Source organism: Rhizobium sp. YTU87027 (assembly GCF_050644135.1).
GTDB lineage: Bacteria > Pseudomonadota > Alphaproteobacteria > Rhizobiales > Rhizobiaceae > Rhizobium.
This window is the reverse complement of sequence record NZ_CP098440.1, coordinates 2,473,566-2,493,341: the sequence shown is the minus strand read 5'-3', so window position 1 is coordinate 2,493,341 and position 19,776 is coordinate 2,473,566. Positions and strand designations below refer to the sequence as shown.

At 59.7% G+C, this 19,776-nt stretch carries 14 protein-coding genes and 1 pseudogene; 7 read left to right on the top strand and 8 right to left on the bottom strand.

What is annotated here, in order from left to right; translation table 11 throughout:
* Window positions 1–163: 163 nt before the first annotated feature.
* Together NBG89_RS12420 and NBG89_RS12415 are read right to left on the bottom strand one after the other, a co-directional pair.
* Window positions 164–1,204, bottom strand: a complete 1,041-nt coding sequence (locus tag NBG89_RS12420) for a porin (protein WP_431320217.1) — start codon at window positions 1,202–1,204, stop codon at window positions 164–166.
* A gap of 346 nt (window positions 1,205–1,550) precedes the next feature.
* Window positions 1,551–2,636, bottom strand: a complete 1,086-nt coding sequence (locus NBG89_RS12415) for an NAD/NADP transhydrogenase subunit alpha (protein WP_431320216.1) — start codon at window positions 2,634–2,636, stop codon at window positions 1,551–1,553.
* 277 nt (window positions 2,637–2,913) lie between these two features.
* On the opposite strand from NBG89_RS12415, the gene NBG89_RS12410 reads away from it, so the two are divergent.
* Complete coding sequence (locus tag NBG89_RS12410) at window positions 2,914–4,965, top strand: NAD(+) synthase (RefSeq protein ID WP_431320215.1); 2,052 nt, start codon at window positions 2,914–2,916, stop codon at window positions 4,963–4,965.
* A 345-nt stretch (window positions 4,966–5,310) separates the two neighbouring features.
* Window positions 5,311–5,568, top strand: a complete 258-nt coding sequence (locus tag NBG89_RS12405; RefSeq protein ID WP_431320214.1) for a hypothetical protein — start codon at window positions 5,311–5,313, stop codon at window positions 5,566–5,568.
* 9 nt (window positions 5,569–5,577) lie between these two features.
* Here the strand turns inward: NBG89_RS12405 and NBG89_RS12400 are convergent, their stop codons facing one another.
* Window positions 5,578–6,480 (bottom strand): LysR family transcriptional regulator, encoded by a 903-nt coding sequence (locus tag NBG89_RS12400; protein ID WP_431320213.1) that lies wholly within the window; start codon window positions 6,478–6,480, stop codon window positions 5,578–5,580.
* A gap of 136 nt (window positions 6,481–6,616) precedes the next feature.
* Between NBG89_RS12400 and NBG89_RS12395 the strand changes: the two are divergent.
* From NBG89_RS12395 to NBG89_RS12380, 4 genes and pseudogenes are all read left to right on the top strand, one after another.
* Window positions 6,617–7,783, top strand: a pseudogene (locus NBG89_RS12395) (HlyD family secretion protein).
* A 113-nt stretch (window positions 7,784–7,896) separates the two neighbouring features.
* The gene (locus tag NBG89_RS12390; RefSeq protein WP_431320212.1) at window positions 7,897–9,516 is read left to right on the top strand and encodes an MDR family MFS transporter; all 1,620 of its coding nucleotides are present in this window, start codon (window positions 7,897–7,899) and stop codon (window positions 9,514–9,516) included.
* Window positions 9,517–9,546: 30 nt separating this feature from the next.
* The gene (locus NBG89_RS12385; protein WP_431320211.1) at window positions 9,547–10,749 is read left to right on the top strand and encodes an adenylate/guanylate cyclase domain-containing protein; all 1,203 of its coding nucleotides are present in this window, start codon (window positions 9,547–9,549) and stop codon (window positions 10,747–10,749) included.
* 187 nt (window positions 10,750–10,936) lie between these two features.
* On the top strand, window positions 10,937–11,401 hold the full coding sequence (locus tag NBG89_RS12380) for an RrF2 family transcriptional regulator (RefSeq protein ID WP_088695116.1): 465 nt from the start codon (window positions 10,937–10,939) through the stop codon (window positions 11,399–11,401).
* A 3-nt stretch (window positions 11,402–11,404) separates the two neighbouring features.
* Here the strand turns inward: NBG89_RS12380 and NBG89_RS12375 are convergent, their stop codons facing one another.
* Window positions 11,405–12,505 carry a monooxygenase gene (locus tag NBG89_RS12375; protein WP_431320210.1) on the bottom strand — a complete coding sequence of 367 codons (1,101 nt, stop codon included), beginning with the start codon at window positions 12,503–12,505 and terminating at the stop codon, window positions 11,405–11,407.
* 159 nt (window positions 12,506–12,664) lie between these two features.
* On the opposite strand from NBG89_RS12375, the gene NBG89_RS12370 reads away from it, so the two are divergent.
* A complete protein-coding gene (locus tag NBG89_RS12370; RefSeq protein ID WP_088695114.1) occupies window positions 12,665–13,402 on the top strand; it encodes a metallophosphoesterase family protein in 738 nt (245 codons plus the stop codon).
* Here the strand turns inward: NBG89_RS12370 and NBG89_RS12365 are convergent, their stop codons facing one another.
* From NBG89_RS12365 to NBG89_RS12350, 4 genes are read right to left on the bottom strand one after another with little or no spacing between them, the layout of a single operon-like run.
* Window positions 13,403–15,760, bottom strand: coding sequence for a polysaccharide biosynthesis tyrosine autokinase (locus NBG89_RS12365; RefSeq protein ID WP_431320209.1), 2,358 nt, complete (start codon window positions 15,758–15,760; stop codon window positions 13,403–13,405). It abuts the gene before it with no gap.
* 4 nt (window positions 15,761–15,764) lie between these two features.
* Window positions 15,765–16,772: a glycosyltransferase family 2 protein gene (locus tag NBG89_RS12360; protein ID WP_431320208.1), complete on the bottom strand. Its 1,008-nt coding sequence runs from the start codon at window positions 16,770–16,772 to the stop codon at window positions 15,765–15,767.
* Window positions 16,769–17,695, bottom strand: coding sequence for a glycosyltransferase (locus tag NBG89_RS12355; RefSeq protein ID WP_431320207.1), 927 nt, complete (start codon window positions 17,693–17,695; stop codon window positions 16,769–16,771). Before NBG89_RS12355 ends, NBG89_RS12360 begins: the two co-directional genes overlap by 4 nt.
* The gene (locus tag NBG89_RS12350) at window positions 17,692–18,690 is read right to left on the bottom strand and encodes a glycosyltransferase family 2 protein (RefSeq protein ID WP_431322681.1); all 999 of its coding nucleotides are present in this window, start codon (window positions 18,688–18,690) and stop codon (window positions 17,692–17,694) included. Before NBG89_RS12350 ends, NBG89_RS12355 begins: the two co-directional genes overlap by 4 nt.
* Window positions 18,691–19,776: the final 1,086 nt, after the last annotated feature.

Below are 19,776 nucleotides of genomic sequence, written 5' to 3'. Positions count from 1 at the left end.
TGTTATCCTCAAAATGAAAGGGGCGGCCGGGCAGGGAACCCGAGCCACCCCTCCTAACTGATCGGAGGTCAATCTGATCAGAAACTGTCAAGCGCGGCGCCGCGCTGCCTCTCCCTGTGGCTTTAACCACAGACAGAGGCAGAAACGCGGCGCCGCTTTTTGATTAGAATGCGCGCTGGAGGCGGAAGAAGCCAGTCGTCACGTCGTCGCCGTTGTCCGGGTCGAGGTAGTTGACGGTTGCCTTGGCGTAGAGGTTGTCGACGATCTGATAGTCAACCGTCAGGCCGACCTTCCAGGCATCGTTGTTGTCGTTGAAGTCGCCCGCAGTGATGCCGTAGTTGCCGTAGTACTGGACAGCCGGGGTGATCTTCAGCTTGTCGGTCGCCTTGATCGCGTATTCAGCAGCGATTGCCCATTCAGCAGCCTGATAGTAGGAGTTCGGGCCGCTCGAATAGACGCCTGCGAGGCCGAGGGTGCCCGGGCCGATAGCGACCGTACCCATGGCGCGAACAGCGCCTTCTTCGTTATCCGTGTCGTAGCCAGCCGTGACTTGGTAGGTGAATACGCCAGCCTTGCCGCCGATGCCGACTGCTACGCCGACGTTGTTCGGGTTTTCGCCGGTGCTGTAGTAGCCGTCTTCCAGCTCGTCAACGCTGATGCCAGCGTAGAAGTTGTCCGCCTCATACTGATAACGGATCGAGTTATGCAGCGTAACCTTGCTGCCGACGTCGTCGGTTTCGCCCGAGAGGCCATCGTCCCACCAGCTGTAGAACAGACCGGCGCGGAAGCCAGCGATGTCGATGTAGGCGGAGTCAAGCAAAGCCGCCTGTGAGGAAGCGTTGTCGGCATTCGTCTGCAGGACGATCACACCAGTGAGCGGGCCGTATTCGGTGTCGCTCTTGGCAGTGAACTGAACCTGGCCACGGGTGTAGGCGTCCCAGTCAGAGTCGTTGGCGACATTGGCGCCGCTGCCCTTGGTCGCGCTGGCATTCGGGCCGGCGTTGACCTGGAAACGGATGTAGCCGCTGATCTTCAGGCAGGTTTCGGTGCCCGGGATGTAGAAGTAGCCGCTGCCGTAAGCGTCGCAAACGCGGACGTATTCAACCGGCTCCGGCTCGGCAGCAACGATGGCGTCAGCAGCCTGTGCGCTCGAGATAGCAGCCAAGGCCGCCGCCGAGCTCATGAGGATCATCTTAATGTTCATAATCAGTCCAATCTTCTGTCGATTGGGCACAGGTCATCACTGCCGAAAACCGGCTCTACCTACCCCAAATTGTTTCGTACAAGCCCTTGCGGGAAACGCGGTACGTCCGCAGCGCCAAATTACATTTCCGATCAAATGTATCAATCATAGATACCGTCAAAATTGAGTTTTGCTGCAAGGCGGAATTTGGGTGTTGCGCAAAGGCAACTATCGTTTTCTGCGCAAGAATACGTTTACTACCGCAGGCTATAACCAATTGTTACTCAACACGTTTTTGTAGTTCATGTTATCCGGATAACAATGTTGCATTGCAGCATTTCGTCGCGCGGTCGCGTTCATCCTTTCTTCAGTCGCGTGCCGGAATCATGGTGAAAATGCGCCTTGCTGGATGCGCCTTATCCGTGAGCGCGGCCGTTACGGAATCGCCGGGATCGAGCCGGAGAGTGCCATGTCCGTCGATCAGGTGTTCCAGCAAATTTGTCAGCCCGCTACTAAAGTGCCGGCTCGCCTCGGCTGCCTCGTCGCTTGCAAGCGTCGTGGAGCCGATGATTCGAACGCCGAAGATGTTGATGGTCTCATCGGACTTGGTCAGCGCACAATTTCCGCCACTTTCAGCGGCGAGATCGATGATGACCGTTCCCGGGCTGAGCCGCGAAACCATGTCCTCGTCAATCAGCGCGGGGGCAGTTTGACCGGGATTCACGACGCTGGTCGTGATCAATTGCATCTTCGACAGGGGACCGGAAAGCTCTTGGCGAAGCCGCGCCAATTCTTGCTCCGAGGACGTGTCGAGAAATTTGGCACCGAGTCGTTCGATCTTCGCTTGCAAATCTTTTCCAAGGCCAAAGCCATGGGTCAGTGCGCCGAGGCGGCGTGCGGTCGCCAATGCCTGCAGGCTTGCTGCGTCACTGCCCAAGGCGGCCATTTTGACCGGTCGTACGAAGCTTCCGTCCACCATTAGCATCGGATGCGAAATGCCGAATTGCCTTGCTGCCTCCAAGACGGCGGCGTGACCGGTGATGGCTGCCTGTCTCGAAGAGATATCCGCACCCTTTAGGCCTTGCATCCCGGAAAGCTGGGCGATGTCGAGATGGAGTGGCTGCTGTCCAGCGAGAGGACGGGTGTCCTGGGGTGCATTCGAACCAAGGAAGACAAGAATCGAGGTCGCCGGAAATACCCGCGTGGCTGCCGGCTGTCGCACGCTGACGAACATGTGCGACGAGGATACCATGTCAGCGAACTCGATGGGCTTTGCGCCGGCGGCGATATAGGCGTCGTCCGCATGGCCTGCGCCGACGCCGCATCCGCGCTCGAACCAAATCGACATTCGTCCGGAAAGGCGCCGCACATCCTCCGGCGTCAACGCGACACGACGCTCACCGGGATGTGTTTCCCGAAGAAGCCCGGCACGGACGCGGACAAGGTTGGACATTCATCGCTCTGGAAAAGGGGTAAATCGAAATGCGGCGCGCGAGCGATATAGGCCGTCTCTTCCATAGTTTTATGACAGTTTCGTAATTTTATTTTGGGCTGCTTTGTAAATTTTTGCATCGTCACAACTGGTGATAAGTCTTTCATTTTAAAGGATACTGGTCGTAGCTTGCATGAGTGATGTCGAATAAGGTCGCTGGCAGTGTGAGATCAGGTTTTGCCTGGCGGCTTTTGGATGTAATGGTCAGGCATAAGACGCGTGGCTGCTGGAGGCATTGGTGAATTTCTATTCGGTTTATGATCAAGGTTTTGTCCGCGTCGCGGCCTGCACGCCGACGTGCCAGATCGGCGATCCCGATTTCAATGCGCAGGCGACGTTGGAGCTGGCGCGACAAGGACATGCCGAGGGCGTTGGCCTCATGGTGTTCCCCGAACTCGGGATCTCCAGCTACTCGATCGACGACCTGCTGGGGCAGGACGCGCTACTCAAGGGCGTGGATGCTGCGATCGGCGAGATTGTCCGGGCAAGTCGCGAGCTCACGCCGGTACTTCTTATCGGCGCGCCGCTGCAGAGCGGCGGACGGCTCTACAATTGCGCTGTCGCCGTTCACGCGGGGCGTGTTCTGGGCGTCATTCCGAAGATGCACCTCCCGAACTATCGCGAGTTTTACGAGAAGCGCTGGTTTGCCTCCGGACGAAGCGTCCGCGGCGAAAGCATTCGGGTCGCCGGCGAGAGCGTGCCTTTCGGCACGGACCTCATCTTCGCGGCTGAGGATATGGACGATTTCGTCTTCCATATCGAGATCTGCGAGGATCTCTGGGCTCCGGCGCCACCAAGCGATTTCGGCGCGTTGGCGGGCGCGTTGATCCTCGCCAACCTTTCGGCGAGCAACATAACTGTCGGGAAGGCCGATACCCGCAAGCTTCTCTGCTCGGCGCAGTCGGCACGCAGCCTATCCGCGTACGTCTATTCCGCCGCAGGCCCCGGCGAATCGACGACGGATCTCGCCTGGGATGGTCAGGCTTGCATTTACGAGCTTGGCAGCATGCTTGCCGAAACCGATCGCTTTCCGACGACATCGCAGATGTGCGTGGCGGATATCGATGTTGAACGGCTGCGGCTCGAGCGCTTGCGAACCGGCACGTTCAACGATGCGGCCACGCTCAATCTCACCGCCGAACACGAATTCCGGCGGGTCGGGTTCCCGTTCAAGAAGCCGAAGGGTGACATAGGCTTGAAGCGCGATGTTGCGCGCTTCCCCTTCGTGCCGGCTGATGAAAGCCGGCTCGATCAGGATTGCTACGAAACGTTCAACATACAGGTGCAGGGGCTGATGAAGCGGCTGCGCTCGACCGGCATCAAGCGGCTTTGCATTGGCATTTCGGGCGGGCTCGATTCCACCCATGCACTGCTCGTCGCGGCGCGCGCCTTCGACCAGCTCGGCTGGCCGCGGTCGGACATTCTCTGCTTCACCATGCCGGGATTTGCAACGGGCGACGCCACCAAGTCGAACGCCTGGGCGCTGATGCGGAGCATGGGCGTCACCGCCGAGGAAGTGGACATCAGGCCGCTGGCGCTGCAATTGTTGAAGGACCTGAAGCATCCATTCGCGGGCGGCAAGCCGGTCTACGACACGACCTTCGAAAACGTCCAGGCTGGCCTACGCACCGACTTCTTGTTCCGTGCTGCAAATCAGCGGAATGCGCTGGTGCTCGGAACCGGAGACCTGTCGGAAATCGGCCTCGGCTGGTCGACCTACGGCGTCGGCGACCAGATGAGCCACTACAACGTCAATGCGTCGGTGCCGAAGACCCTGATCCAGCATCTGATCCGTTGGGTGATCCGCTCCGGGGATTTCAACGCGGAGGCAAATGAGACCCTGGAGAGTGTTCTTGGCACGCTCATTTCGCCCGAACTGGTTCCGGCTGATGAGAACGGCGTCATGCAGAGCACGGAGGATAAGATCGGGCCATATGATCTACACGACTTCGCTCTCTTCTACACGACGCGTTTCGGCCTTCGCCCCTCGAAAATCGCCTTCCTTGCCTACAATGCCTGGCGGGATGCCGAGGCAGGCGTCTGGCCGCCGCACTTCCCAGCCGACAAGCGCCGCAGCTTCGATCTGCCTGTGATCAAGCACTGGATGGAGGTTTTCCTGTTCCGGTTCTTCACGATCAGCCAGTTCAAGCGGTCGGCATCGCCGAATGGCCCGAAAGTGACGTCGGGCGGTTCGCTGTCTCCACGTGGCGATTGGCGTGCGCCGTCCGACGGTAACGCACGGATATGGCTGAAGGAATTGAAAGCCAATGTTCCTGATGTAAAGGGTTAAGCCAAAGAGTGCCTTGCAAAAGGGGGGCATCGCAGCAGATAAGATCCAGGAGAACACCGAGGGAGCTTTGAAGCGTGACGGATGAACCTTGTCCACCTGAAGATCTCCCAGATCTCCCCCGCTACGAGATTCGTCAGGACCTACGTGGAAGGTGGGCGATCATCGATACCTTGACGTCCCTGCCGGCGGCGACGGACGGTAGGGATTTCGTCGGCCTCAGCAAAAGGGATGCAGAGGACATCGCTCGCGAACTGAACCTCAGCGTGGCCGAGGGCCGCGATCCTCTGATCTGATCTCCTGGAACTTGCCGAACACCGGCTGCGTTTCGTTGCCGGAGGTGCAACGATGACAGCCAATGACAACAGGCCGGACGATCACTCGACCGATCGGCACACTGCCTACGAAGCGCAGGAAGAGGCCCTGTCCAGAGAAGGGCGCAGTCTTTCCATCTGGGCGTTGCTGGGCGCCGTCGTCTTCGTGGTGGCGATGGTCGTTTTGGCGTTCAGTGTTTGGACAAGCGGCGGCACAAGCCCCGCACCAAGAGTGCCGGCCGGAGCCAACAGCCCTAACGTCGCGCCACCGCCGACGCAAAACACGAACTGACCGAGGGCCTTACGTCATCCATTTTCGATGCTCCGCGAAGCGCTCCGCGAGCAGATCGATGAACAGGCGAACTTTCGTGGGCAGGTGATTGCGGTTTGGGTAGATGGCGTTGATGCTGAACTCGACGGCACGATAATCAGTCATCATTCGAACGAAACTTCCCGAGGCAACATCATCGAACACAACGAAACTCGGTGCCAGGAAGACGCCCTGACCGGTCGTTGTGAGGTGCCGTAGCGTCTCGGCGCTATTGGATACGATGTTGCCGCCGATCTTTACGCTCACCTCGGCGCCATCTGAACCTTCGAAGCGCCACTCGTCTCCGTAGGGGTAGTAGGCATACTGCAGGCAGTTGTGGTTGGTCAAATCCGCTGGCACCCGCGGCATGGGATGGTTCTCAAGATAGTTTGGCGAACATACGAGGATGTGCCTCCACGGCGTCAGCTTTCTGACGATAAGGCTTGAATCTGGCGGCGGCACGGTGCGGATCACGAGGTCACACCCTTCCTCGATCATATCGATCATCCGTTCCCCCACGCTCAGGTCGAGGGCGACCGAAGGGTAAAGCTCAAGAAATTCGCTGACAACGGGCAGCAGAAAGCGAACGATAGCGGCGCTGGTATAGACCTTGAGCGTGCCGCGCGGTGTCGAACTCATCGCTCCGGCGATGCCGTCGGCTTCCTCGAGGTCAGCCAGGATCTGAGCGGAGCGTTCGTAGTAGTATTTGCCGGTTTCCGTAAGGCTGACCTTGCGCGTCGTGCGGTTGAGCAGTCTGACGCCGAGCCTGTCCTCGAGGGACTGCACGTGGTTGCCAACCATCGTCACCGACATGTTGAGACGGCGTGCGGCTGCTGAAAAGCCGCCACACTCCACGACGCGGCCAAAGACTGCAAGGCTCGTCAGCCGGTCCATTGGGGTTCTCCGATTATCCGCTCTGAGTTGATGATCCTTCCCGATCTAAGCAGATTATCAGAATAGACCTGACGGTGCATTGTCCATCTCATCGAATTTGACCTCGCGTGGCGAGGCAAGTCACAGGAGAAGGACAATGGTCGAATTACCCCGCAAGGAAGCCTTCGAGGTCGCCGGCGACCCCGCGGTCGCAAAGGTCGCCGAAGCCCCGGTCGCACCGGCTGCGGATGTCGCACCTGCCGTCGAAGCCAGCGGCAAGAACAGCCGCAAAATCGTCAAGCGAACGATCATTGCTGCTGCGCTTCTTGCCGGCGCCGCCTTTGCAGCCGACTATGGCCATCACTATTGGACGGTTGGCCGCTTCATCTAATCTACCGACGATGCCTATGTGAAGGCCGACTATACGACGGTTGCGCCGAAGGTTTCGGGTTACGTCGCCGAAGTCCTTATCGGCGACAACGATGCGGTCAAGGCTGGGCAGGTGCTTGCCAAGATCGATGATCGCGACCATCAGGCAGCGTTGTCCGAGGCCAAAGCCGACGTAAAGGCAGCCACCGCTGCCATCACCAATCTCGATGCTCAGATCGAGCTGCAGCAGTCGATCATCGGCCAGGCGAGGGCGACGATCGATGCGTCACTGGCGACGCTCGATTTTGCCCGTTCCGATGCGGCCCGTTCGCAGCGGTTGATCACCAACGGTGCCGGCACGCAGTCGCGGGCGGAACAGAGCCAATCACTTCGCGATCAGGCGCAGGCGGCACTTGAACGGGATCGGGCCGCGCTGGTTGCCGCGGAAAAGAAGGTGCCCGTTCTTCAGACACAGCGCGAGCAGGCTGTCGCGCAGCGTGAGCGCGCCGCCGCCGCCCAGCATCAGGCTGAGCTCAACCTTTCCTACACAAAGATCATCGCTCCGGTCGACGGCACCGTCGGCGCCCGCACCATTCGAGTCGGACAGTTCGTAACCTCGGGGACGCAGTTGATGGCAGTTGTCCCGCTCAATTCCGTCTACGTCGTCGCCAACTTCAAGGAAACACAGCTCACCCATGTCCGCGCCGGGCAGCCTGTCGAGGTCAAGGTGGACAGTTTCCCCGACGTGGAAATCAAGGGCCATGTCGGCAGCATTTCGCCCGCGAGCGGGCTAGAGTTCTCGCTGCTGCCTCCCGACAATGCAACCGGCAACTTCACCAAGATCGTCCAGCGCATCCCGGTAAAGATCGTCATCGATGACGAGAAAGTGAGCGGTTTGCTTCGCGCCGGAATGTCCGTCGAGCCGGAAATCGATACCAAAGCGGCCGTCAGATAGGTGGTCCCGGGAAGGATCATCCAGTCAGACTGGATAATCCTTCCCTCCTTTCCCGAATTATCAGCCGAACCTCGTCATGAGATTGTTTCCGCATAGCCGGAAGGAGAGACGTCATGGCTACACTTCAGATCGTCGCCAACAATTCGAGCCCGCGTCCTGTGGACGCTGCGGCTCCGAAGCCCGCAGCTGCGATGAGCGCCTTTCGCATGTGGAGCGCCGTCGTCGGTTCGACGCTCGGTGCGTTCATGGCCGTCCTCAATATCCAGATCGTCAACGCTTCGCTCGCGGACATCCAGGGCGCGATCGGCGCGGGTAAGGACGACGGCGGCTGGATTTCGACTTCCTACCTGATTGCGGAGATCGTGGTCATCCCTCTCAGCGGCTGGCTCGCTCAGGTCTTTTCCGTCCGTAGGTACCTCCTGACGAACGCGATTTTGTTCCTACTATTTTCGGTCGCCTGCGCTTTTGCATCGAACCTCCAGCAGATGATCGTGCTGCGTGCTGTCCAGGGCTTTGCCGGCGGTGTGCTGATCCCCATGGCCTTCACCATTATCATCACGCTGCTGCCGAAGCCCAAGCAGCCGATCGGTCTGGCGCTCTTTGCCCTCTCGGCGACCTTTGCTCCCGCCATCGGGCCCACCATTGGCGGATATCTGACCGAGAACTATGGCTGGGAGTTCATCTTCTACGTCAATCTGCTTCCCGGTTTGCTGATGGTGGGAATGCTCTGGGCGTCGCTCGATCGCGCTCCAATGAAACTCGGCTTGCTCGCAAAGGGCGATTGGCCGGGTATCATCACCATGGCAATCGGCCTTGCCGCCCTACAGACGGTGTTGGAGGAAGGAAACAAAGAGGATTGGTTCGGATCGGATTTCATCATCCGACTGTCGATCATCGCCGTCGTCTCGTTGACTTTGTTTCTCATTATCGAGCTGAAGACGGCTCATCCGCTGCTAAACCTCAGGCTTCTCGCCCGTCGCAATTTCGGCTTTGGCATTGTGGCGAACGTCCTGCTCGGGATCGCCCTTTATGGCTCTGCCTTCGTTCTTCCGATCTATCTGTCGCGCATCCAGGGCTACAATTCCGAGCAAATCGGCATGGTCCTCGCCTGGACGGGCATTCCACAGCTGTTGTTGATCCCGCTGGTGCCCCGTCTGATGAAGCGCTTCGACGTTCGTTTGCTGATCGCCGTCGGTTTTGCGCTGTTTGCCGCTTCGAACTTCATGAATGTCTACATGACCGCCGACTATGCGAGCGACCAGCTCTTCTGGCCGAACGTCATCCGCGCCGTTGGGCAGGCGCTTGTTTTCGCGCCGCTCTCGGCCGTCGCAACGGCAGGCATCGAGCAGGAGAATGCAGGCTCTGCATCCGCGCTGTTTAACATGATGCGAAATCTCGGGGGCGCCGTCGGCATCGCAAGCCTGCAGACCTTTCTGACCAAGCGCGAGCAATTCCATTCCAACATCCTGACAAATCCGGTCTCGGTGTTCGAGGAAGCCACCCGGGATCGTGTCGCAAAGCTGACCGCCTACTTCATGAGCCACGGTGTCAGCGATCAGGCCGTTGCCACCCACAAGGCCGTCGTTGCCATCGCGTTCAAGCTGCGCAAGCAGGCCAACATCATGGCCTTCAGCGACACGTTCTTCGTGCTCGGTGCCGCATTGCTCGTCGCACTGCTCGCAACGTTGCTGCTGAAGAAGCCAGGTCATCTGTCCGGGGGCGGCGCTCACTAGCGCCTCACTCCGCCATCAGGGAGAAACGCCATGAACCGCCTCCTCCAAATCGAAACTGAGACGCGCGCTTCAAAGACGGATCGCGTAGCAGCCAGTACAAACTCACTATTGTCGCTGATCGAGTGGCTCTCCGGCGATGAATGCCATGCGCTCGATGAGCCCGGCCTGATCTCCACCCTCGGCCGCCGCCTGCTGCTACTAGGACTGCCGATCGATCGCTTGACGCTTCACCTCATGACGCTTCATCCGGAACTGATCGGCCGCACACTCGCCTGGGCTCCCGGCGACCCGGTCGAGATCCACGATCGCGAACATAGCGCGCGCCAGACTTTTGCCAGCAGTCCCTTGCGCAAGGTGATGGACAGCCGCGAGCCGCTCGTCGTCGGGCTGGGCGAGAGTATGCATGGGCGCTGGCAGGATATTGATATCTTTGCCGGCCGTGGGCTCGTGCAATTGATGATCGCGCCTCTTTGCAATGCCGACGGGCCGGTGAGTGCGGCGGCCTTCGGCACACGGCGACCGGGCGGCTTTACGCCTGCCGAAATTCAGGTTCTCGAGCGGATCCTACCAGCGTTGCGCAACACCTGCGAATTGCGGGTGATGCGGCAAGTCGAACTCAGCCTGCTCGATACTTATATAGGTCCGCTGACAGCGCAGCGCATCCTTGCCGGGCGAGTTCGGCAAGGAGAGATCGAATCCATCGAGGCGGCTCTTTTGCTTTGCGATCTGCGTGGTTTCACGGAGATCTCGAATAGGCTGCCAAGCAACAGCGTGCTCGAGTTGCTCAACGCTTATTTCGACAAGGTCATTCCCGCCATCACGCGGGAAGGCGGCGAAGTTTTGAAATTCATGGGTGATGCCGTCCTTGCGTTCTTTCCCGGATACGATCCTGCCCGCAGCAGCGCTTCGGCGTTGATGGCAGCCAAGGGCATTTTGCGTGAGATTGATCGGTTTGAGTTCGAGGATTTTGCTCTCAATGTCGGCATTGCCCTGCACCATGGCGAAGTCAGCTACGGCAATATCGGCTCCGGCCGTCGCCTCGACTTCACCTTGATCGGCCCCGATGTGAACCTCGTCAGCCGCATCCAGACGGCGTGCGGAGACTTGCGCGTCCCGCTCTTGATGTCAGGCAGATTTCGGAAAGAGGCGCGCGCCGAAGCCGTCTCGGCCGGGCGGCACGCGTTTAAGGGGTTCCCGGAGAAGGTAGAGCTCTTCTGCTTGCCGGAATCGTGAGCCTTTTCAACGATTGCTCGAAAGGACCATCGCGCCGTGAAGTCGGGCGCAAGCGCCGATATGTCTAAGGGAAAGTGGAAGGCGAATATAAACTATATAAATAATAGCTATTTGTTGTGTGTTCACGGTTTTGGCGTTATTTGCTGAATAATGGGATGGAGAGTACGGGGGCGTAGGGCAACAAGAAATGCTGACGAAAAAGGGAAAGTATGGTTTGAAGGCACTGGTCGACTTGGCGCGGCTTGCACCGGGGGAAACGGCCTTCATTAATGACGTTGCTTCGCGCAACAACATTCCAAAGAAATTCCTTGATACAATTCTCTTGGAATTGCGAAATGTCGGCATTCTTCGTTCGAAGAAAGGCCCGGGCGGCGGTTATTCATTGTCGCGTCCGGCATCTGAAATTCGGATCGGCCATGTCATCCGTACGCTTGATGGTCCTTTAGCGCCTATCCGTTGTGCCAGCCGTACGGCCTTCGAAGCCTGTGACGACTGTTCGGATCCCGAGACCTGTCAGGTGCGGCGCTCCATGACTGAGGTCCGGGACGCGATCGCCGACATTCTCGACAACATGACGCTCGAGCAATTCGTCGCATCCGGCAACAAACTGGACGATGCCGACGAAGAAGCGGCTCTCTCGGTCGCCAACTAAACGTCAGCCGCCGAAATAGTGCGTTGCGGCCGCCCGGTACAGATCGTCAGCGGCCGCATCGTTCGCACGAATGCGTGCATTTCTCCAATATCGATCGAGATTCCGGCCGATGCTTGTCGCGCCGTTGCCCGACAGCTCGAACAGTGCGTTGGCGACATCAAGGGCGGTCCGGCTTGCGGTGATCTTGGCGGTGGAAGCAGAGAAGAACGCGGCATCGATCGTGCTGGCAGACGGCCCGACCTGAGAAAAATCGAGCTTGCCGCCGGCACTTTCCACGAGCGCGGCAGCCGCTTGCACGGAGAAGGCAAGCTTTCCGATATCGGCTGAGCGCGGCAACTCCCGAAGATTGGCGAGAGCGGCCCGGGCAATGCCGAGGTCTGTGCCCGCATGGAGAAGGGCAGCCAGGGCCGAAGCCGTCGTGTGACGGCGCGGCCCATCGTCCGTTGCAGCCTTCGCGTCGCCGGTGACGCCCTGGGCGACCGCTGTCCCGGCACCATTCGTCCTCTGTCCGAAACCATCCCAGTCATCGATGATTTGCAGGCCTTCGCTCGCGCGGGCAAGATAGAAGCGAACCTGCTCGCCCTCGGCATCGATTGCGTCGGCCACGATCCAATCGGCGAAAAGCAGGCCGGGGGACCTCAAGCTCCGCCCCTTCAGTTCATAGGCGACACCGAGCGGACTGGCTGCGCCCGCCGTGTCGAAGGCTGTCGCCGTGAAGTGATCGCCGGCGAGCGCACGAGCGAAGAGCAAGTCTCTTCGCTCCTCGCTCGGGTCGTTCCGGAACTGTTCGAGTACGGTGAAATGATGCTCAAGGCACTCGGCAATCGAAGAATCGCCTTCAGCGATGATGGCGACGATCTCGCCGAGAAGTGCGTTGGCGACATCCAGCCCCTCGTTCTCAGGGGGAACTGTGACGGCCGTCAGTCCCGACTGAAAAAGGGCGTCGAGTTCCGCGCGAGGAAAGACCCGATTGATATCTCGCTCGCTGGCCTGCAGCGCGAAGTTCGCGGCAAGACGGCGTGCGGTCGCTATCGCCTCTTCCTCGCTTTCTATACGGTGCGCGGTGGGTCTTGTCCGGTCATGAAACCGCGATACGGTCCCCATCACTCCTCCCATCAGTTGCGCCTCTAGGATTGATGGATTGCAGGTGCAATGATAAGGCGCGTTTTTCTACGAATGCACGAGCGATTGAATTTTATTGTCGTTTGATTGCGCCAATGCGAAGCACTGTGATGCTTCGATGCCTGCAATGAGAGGTTCAACATGCCTTCGACGGTCCGTGAGCGGCTGAAACTGGATCCTGGCGATATTCCGATCTATGCCATCGGCGACATTCACGGCAGACTCGACCTGCTGCAGAAGGCAGAGCAGGCGATCATCGACGATGCCGCCGCGATCCCGGGGCGCAAGTTGATCATCACGCTCGGCGACTACATTGATCGCGGGCCGTCATCGGCACAGGTGATCTCGCACCTGATGGGGCTTCCGCCCGAGAATTTCGACCGTATCTGCCTGACCGGGAACCATGAGACCACGATGCTCGACTATCTTGATGGTCTGGTTTCCTTCTCGGATTGGATGCGAATGGGGTCGGATGCGCTTCTGCGCTCCTACGGGCTCGACCCGGAGCAGCTACCGCTGGTTTTTTCGAGCGCCGCCAAGCTCGATAGCTTCGTCAAGCAGTCGATTCCGAAGCCGCACGTGGATTTTCTGCGTTCCCTGCCGATCTTCGTTGATACACCGAATGTGCTATTCGTGCACGCGGGCATCGATCCAATGCTGCCGATCGATGCGCAAAGCGACGACGACCTCGTTTTCATCCGTCATCGCTTTTTTGAAAGCCGTCAGCCGCTACCGAAGGTGATCGTTCACGGCCACACGCCGAATGAGGAGCCGGAGGTTCTGCCAATGAGGCTCAATCTCGATACCGGCGCCTTCCACAGCGGCAAACTCACCGTTGCCAGGCTATGGAAGGGGCGGGTGCATCTATTCCAGACCTGATCAGGCGCCGGCTTCCGCCGGCTCCCGCTTCTTCGACGTCTCTTCGGTGTAGTAGCTCACGTATTTGTGGCGGTAGCGTTCGGTGCCGCCGAAGTTGGTGAACTTGCCGAGTTCGGTCATGTCGGTCTTGTTGAGGATCACACCTAGGATCTTGGACTTGATCTGCGGCTCGGCGTTTAGAAGGTCACGCACGACGCTCGTTGGTGTCGAGCCCCATTCGGTCACGAACAGGAAGCCGTCGACCTGCGGGGCGAATGCCTTGGCGTCGATGACCGGGCCGAGTGGCGCGAGGTCGACAACGATGTAGTCGAACATCTTGCGCGCATTTTCCATCAGATTGAACATGCCCTGCGAAGCCAGCAGTTCGCTCGTGTGCATGAGATGATCGTTCGGCAGAACCGGCAGGATTGCCAGCTTCGTCAGCGGATCGACCTTGACGGCGCTCGCCCACGGAACCTCACCAAGAACGGCCTCGACGAGACCCTGCTGCGGAGGGGTTCTCAGCATGCGCGTCAGGCCGGGGTTGCGAAGGTCGGCGTCGATGAGCAGCGTACGCTTGCCGCTGGAGGCGAGAAGCGCCGCGAAATTGGCAGCCGTGGTCGACTTGCCTTCTCCTGGCATCGCTGAAACGACACCGATGACGCGGTCCGATTTGCCCTGGAACATGACGTCGCTCGCAAGCTTCGCATTGCGCAGGGTTTCGGCAAAGACCGACCGCGGCGCTTCCAGCACAACACGCATGATGCGTTCGAAAGTTGCGCCGGAATCGGCAGCCGTTTCCGCCGGGTCAACCGGAGGATTGGCGCGGGGCCGGAAGATCTTGCTCTCCCGGGGTGGCTTGCCGATTAGCGGCAGGTAGCCGAGGAATTTGAGTCCAAGGATCGTCCTGACATCGCCCTCGACGCGGAAGAAACGCTCACGGAATTCCTGGAATGCCGTGAGCGCACCGCCGGCCATCAGGCCGAGGACGATGGCAAGGCCGAGCGTCATGGTCTTTTTCGGGCTGGACGGCGAAACCGGCACGCCTGCCTCAGAAATCACACGAGCCTTGGCAATGGGGAAGGACTGCTGCTGCGAGGCCTCTTCGTACTTGCCGAGGTAGGATTCGTAGAGTGTCTTCAAGGCCGTTGCACGCTGCTCGAGATCGTTGAGCTGGACGAGCGACTTGTCGGCTTCCGAATTCTTGCCCGTCAGGTGTTCAATGTTCTGGCGAAGCGAGGCTTCCCGTGAACGGGCGACCTCGAACTCGTTGCGGTAGCTGGAGGTGAGTTGCTGCAGTTCCTGATAGATCTGCCGGGTCAGGTCCTGCTTTTCGGCGCGCAGTGCGACGGCCTGCGGGTGGTTCTCGCCGAAGTTTGTGGCGACCTCCTGTTCGCGTTTGTTCACTGAGACATAGCGAGTGCGCAGGTCCTGGATCACCGTGTTGTCCGTCTGGCCGGACGAGATTGCCGCGTTATTGACGGCGCTGTCGGGGCCGAGGTCGACGATTGACTTGAACTGGTTGTAACGGGCCGAAGCACTGGCGCTGTCGGCTTGCGCGACGATCAGCTGCTTGTTGAGGTCGGCAAGCTGCTGTTCCGACATCAGTTCACCATTGGCGGACGTCAGGCCATTCTCGGCCTTGAACTTCGCGACATCGAGTGCTGCCTGCTGCGACCGTTCGCGAAGATCCGCGAGGCGCTGCTGCAGCCACACCGAGGCGCTTTCCGTCGCGTCGAAGTTGGCGTTCAGCTGGTCATTGAGGTAGGCGGTGGCGTATGCCTTGGTGATCCGTTGCGCGAGCTGCTTGTCGGTCGAGCGGAAGGAAACTGCGAGAACGGAGCTGCGATTGACCCGCGATACCGCCACAGCCTCTTGCAGCAAGGCGGCTGCCTTCTGACGGCGACCGTTTCGCGCATCGTCTTCCGTTACCGGCGGACCGCCAGGCGCCAAGGCGCTGACGATCAGCTTCACGCCGGACTTGATTAGCTCGACCGGCGACTGTGAAGGGTCAAGAATTGTAGAATTGTCCTGCAGCTTCTCGGCATCAACCACGCGAAGCGCAAGTTGGTTCGATTTCAGGATTTCGACGGCGCTGGCAATCTGCATGTCGACCTGCTGCGAGCTGGCGGCCGGCGTCGGATCCTGCGCGTATTTCGCGATGTCGTCGTCGAGGAGGATCTGCGTCATCGACGTATATTGCGGCGTCGCGAAGAGCAGAAAGACGACGGCAAGCGTCACGGTCGCCGCAACGCAGAGCGCGATCGATCCGGAGCGGCGGATGAGAATTGCGATCAGGCGATCGATGTCGATGAAGGAATCGGAATCGTCGTCCGCTTTGGGCAGAGTGCTGTGCAAGGTCAGGTTCCGTTGGTTCATGGCTCTATCCTTTGCGGGAGCGGGTCACGCCATCGATGGCTGTCAGGTCGGTCCGGGGACTTACCAAGTGGCGAAGCGGCGCGAGTGCGCGATGGATCCGAATGGCGATCGGCATCTTGAGATGCGCCACCGCCGACGGATTGCTCCAAGCCGTCTTGATCGCTCCGGAGATCGACCGGTCTTTGATGTTCTGTACGAGGATGAGGAATGCGCGGCCTCGGCGGAGGCTTCGTTCGCGAAACTCCTGTGCGGCCGCCGCCTCCGCATCCAGCGTGTGATCTCGAAGGAAAGCCTTATCGCCTTCGATCATGGCATCGATGTGGTGAAGGGCGAGAACGCGCGAAATCGATCCCTCGCGGATCTGATAGTCGTAGCCGGGGATTGGCTCGATCACGCAGCGTCCACCAAGTGCCATAGCCGAGGCGAGGAACAGATAGTCCTCGCCGACTTTGAGGGCCTCGTTGAAGCGTAGCCCATGCTGTTCGATGAAGGCGCGCTGAAAGATTGGCTTGAGATAACCAAAATTATGCGTTGTCTGAAACAGGGCATTCGATCGTATGAATAGGGGAAGCGTCAGCTCGGGCGTCTCTGCCAGCGATTGTGCGGTAAACATCGTCTCCGGCGGAGTGCCGTCGGCGCGAATGACACGGAGATTGTCAACTACAATCTGAGCGTCAGCCTTCTCGGCGCGCTCGATCATACGCCGCAGCCGGTCCGGTTCGACGGTATCGTCGGAATCGAGAACGGCAAGCCAACGGCCTGTCGCGGCCGACAGGGCCGCGTTACGCGCTGCCGCAGGCCCACCGTTGCGGGCGAGCGCCAGCAGCTTGACGTTCCTGTCTGCGTAGCGATCCGCAATGGTTCTCGTCTCGTCCGTCGAGCAGTCATCAGCGACGATCACCTCGACCGAGACGCCTCTTTGTGCAAGCGCGCTATCGATCGCCTTGGCGAGCGTTTCCGCCGCATTATAGGCGGCGACGATGAAGCTGACGTCGGGTTGGGTTTGCGTCATGCGGCCTCCGCCGTTCCATACTGACGAATTTCACGCACGCCCAGCAGACCGCTGACCACGCCGGTATGCATGAGGCCGCGAAGGGCGTAGCGATACCGAGGGATCGGGGAAAAGATGCAGGCAAGCGCCGCGGCATAGCAGAAGACTGCTTTGGCGCCGGCGAGGCCGATCTGCTTTAGCCGCTGCAAGCCGGTGTTCTTTTCCTGGAGCAGCCGCCCATGTGTCTGGCCGAAGCGGAAGCGGCGTTTGGCGAGCCAGGATAGGCCAGCGCGGCTTTCTGTCACCGGTTCATAAACATAGGCCTCGGGCGCAAAGGCGATCCCGCCGCCATCGGCATGCATGTGGCTGAAAAATTCGGTGTCCTCGCCACCGGTACGCCCAAGCGCCAGGTTGAAGCGGCGCCCGACAACATGGGGCGAGTCGAGGCGAAGGAGGACGTTACAAGTGTATCCGGTGCGGATTTCGCCGCCGACCCAGACGGGCAGGGTGGAGTGGAAGTCGCCCTCGCGCATCCAGTTCGGAGCCGTGGAGGAATAGACGCTGCGGACAGGGCCAAGGACGGCATCCGCCTTGGTCTTGCTGGCGACAGCAAGCAATTCCACCAGCCATTCTTCGCTGGCGTCCTCATCATCGTCGATGAAGGCGAGGAAGTCGCCGGTCGCATTGTCCAGACATGCATTGCGGGCAATCGAGATGTTCGAGGCGGGGCAGTGCACATAGGCAATTTCATGCGGAATGGTCGGGCGAAGCGCATCGGTCCGTTCCTTCGCACTCGGAATCTTGTCGTTGTCCGCCACAATGATCCGCAGCGTTGCGCCATCAGGCACGGCGAGGACCGCCAGCGAAAGCAGCGCTTCGTCAAGCGAGGCGCGGCGATATGTGCAAACGCCGATGTCGATCTGCATGGGTTTCACATCACTCACGAGGAGACCTTTCTGCCGCGGAAGCTCAGAAGCTCCATCCAGAAGCCTGCGGACCAGGCAAAGTGCATCACCATCGCTGAAACGGCGGCGAGCGGCCCGTACGGGTTCCGGTGGCCAATGGCCATCCAGAAGCCATAGCCCACGCATGCAACGGCCCAGAGGCTGAATGGGATGACGGCCGCCCAGTTCAGAACGGCAAGAAAAGCGCCGATAAAGACCGGTACGACGAGAAGCGGAAGCATCTGCCGAAGATTAGGCAAGCTGCCATGCTTGAGAATGTTCTTTGCCCGACCTCGACCGTAGCCGAGGTACTGGCGAAACAGCGTCGAGATGGTCGAGCGCGGATAGTAGGTCATCCGGGTCTTGTCGGTCATCCAGATGCCGAAGCCTGCCTGCTTCAGGCGGTAGTCAAGTTCCGCGTCCTCGTTATGGCTGAAGGTCTCGTCATAGCCGCCGACGGCATCGAAGGCTGCGATGCGCATCAGTGCGTGGTGGCCGTGATTGGTCCAATGACCCTTGGCGCCCTCGCGATGCTTGGAGCCGCCGTTCCCGAGCTTGGAGTTCTGAGCAAAGGCCGTTGCCTTCTGGAAGGCGCCGAAGCCGACGGTTTCCATCGCGACCACGACGGAGTCTGCCTGAGTCAGCACGGCTTCCTGCACAAGGCGACGGCAGTAATCGGCTGGGTAGTCGCCATGCGCGTCGATGCGGATCAGGTAATCGTAGTCTCGGCCAAAGGTCTGCACGGCGAGATTGATTGCTGCGCTCTGGATCCGACGAGGATTGTGCAGCAACACGATCCGCGGATCGGCGGCGCTGATGCGGGCGACGATGTCGCGTGTCGCGTCCTTGCTGCCGCCGTCGGCAACGACGATCCGGGCATTCATGTGATCGAGTTCGAGGCTCAATTTGGCCAGCAGAGCCTCGATGTGTTTTTCTTCGTTCAGGCAGGGAATGATGATGAGACTGGAGACGCTGGCACCGACATCAGGCTTCATGGTTGTCCACCCTTCTGGAGATACGCTTGTGGGAGTAATTGCGCCGGCGCCGCCCCTCTCTGCGGTGGCCGGAACAAGGCGGGAAAGGCTCGCGACGAGAGCAGCGCAATCGCTGCGGTCGGCAAGCCAGGTCTTGCGATCCTTGGCGGCGACGGCCTCGCTCAATGCGCGGTAACGATCGCCGGTCATGCTTTCGAACAGATGTTCGAGCTGCGAAACGGTCGCTTCCGAAAGTGCAAGGCCGATGTTGCGGCTCTCAAGGAAACGTGCCGTCTCGGTGCCCCCAAGGGCGATCGGGACAGCGCCGTACAGGCAGCCCTCATAGAGCCGGTTCGGCAGAAGCCAGCTCGAATTGAGGCCTTCCTCGAAAAAGTCGATCGCCCATGAGAAGTGGACGTCATCATAGATCGTCCGCAAATCTTCGGGGTTGCGGTAGGCGCCTTCGAAACGGAGATAGGGCTCGTCACGCACGAACGCGTCGAAATCGTCGAACTCGGAGTAGGCCGGGCGACCGCGCAGAACGATTTCGACCCTGCCTTCCATGCGGCGCGAGAAATCGGCGAGCAGGCCGAGCGATTTGCGGCACCGAAGCGCACCGAACCAGCCAATCTTCCACGGCTCCCCCGGTTGCTTCAGGGGGCGGCCGAATGCCGGCTCGATGGCTGCTTCCTCGAGGGAAATAACCTTGTTTTCAATCAGAAGCGTCTCGGCTTTGACGCCGGATCGAGGATTGAAATAGTTTTCTATGAAGGCAGGGGAACTCGTCAGGATCAGCTTTGCATGTTTGCCGAAATGCGCCTCGGCACGGCGGATCGCCTTGCCGATCATGTCGTCGCGCAGCAGAAGGCGATGGATATCCAGGCATTCGTAGACAACGGGAACGCTGCCGCCGAAAAGTGCGTTTGCTTTGTGCGCGACGGCCAGCGCTTCCAGATTGCGCCCCATGATGAGATCGGGCTTTTCCACGTTCCTCAACAGCGCCTTGAGGCCCGCTATCGCCTTTGCGACAGCACTCATGCGTTGCGCAAACTTCGCATCGGCCGTGCGCCCGAGTTCGATCAGCGTGACGCCATGCATTTCGGCAAG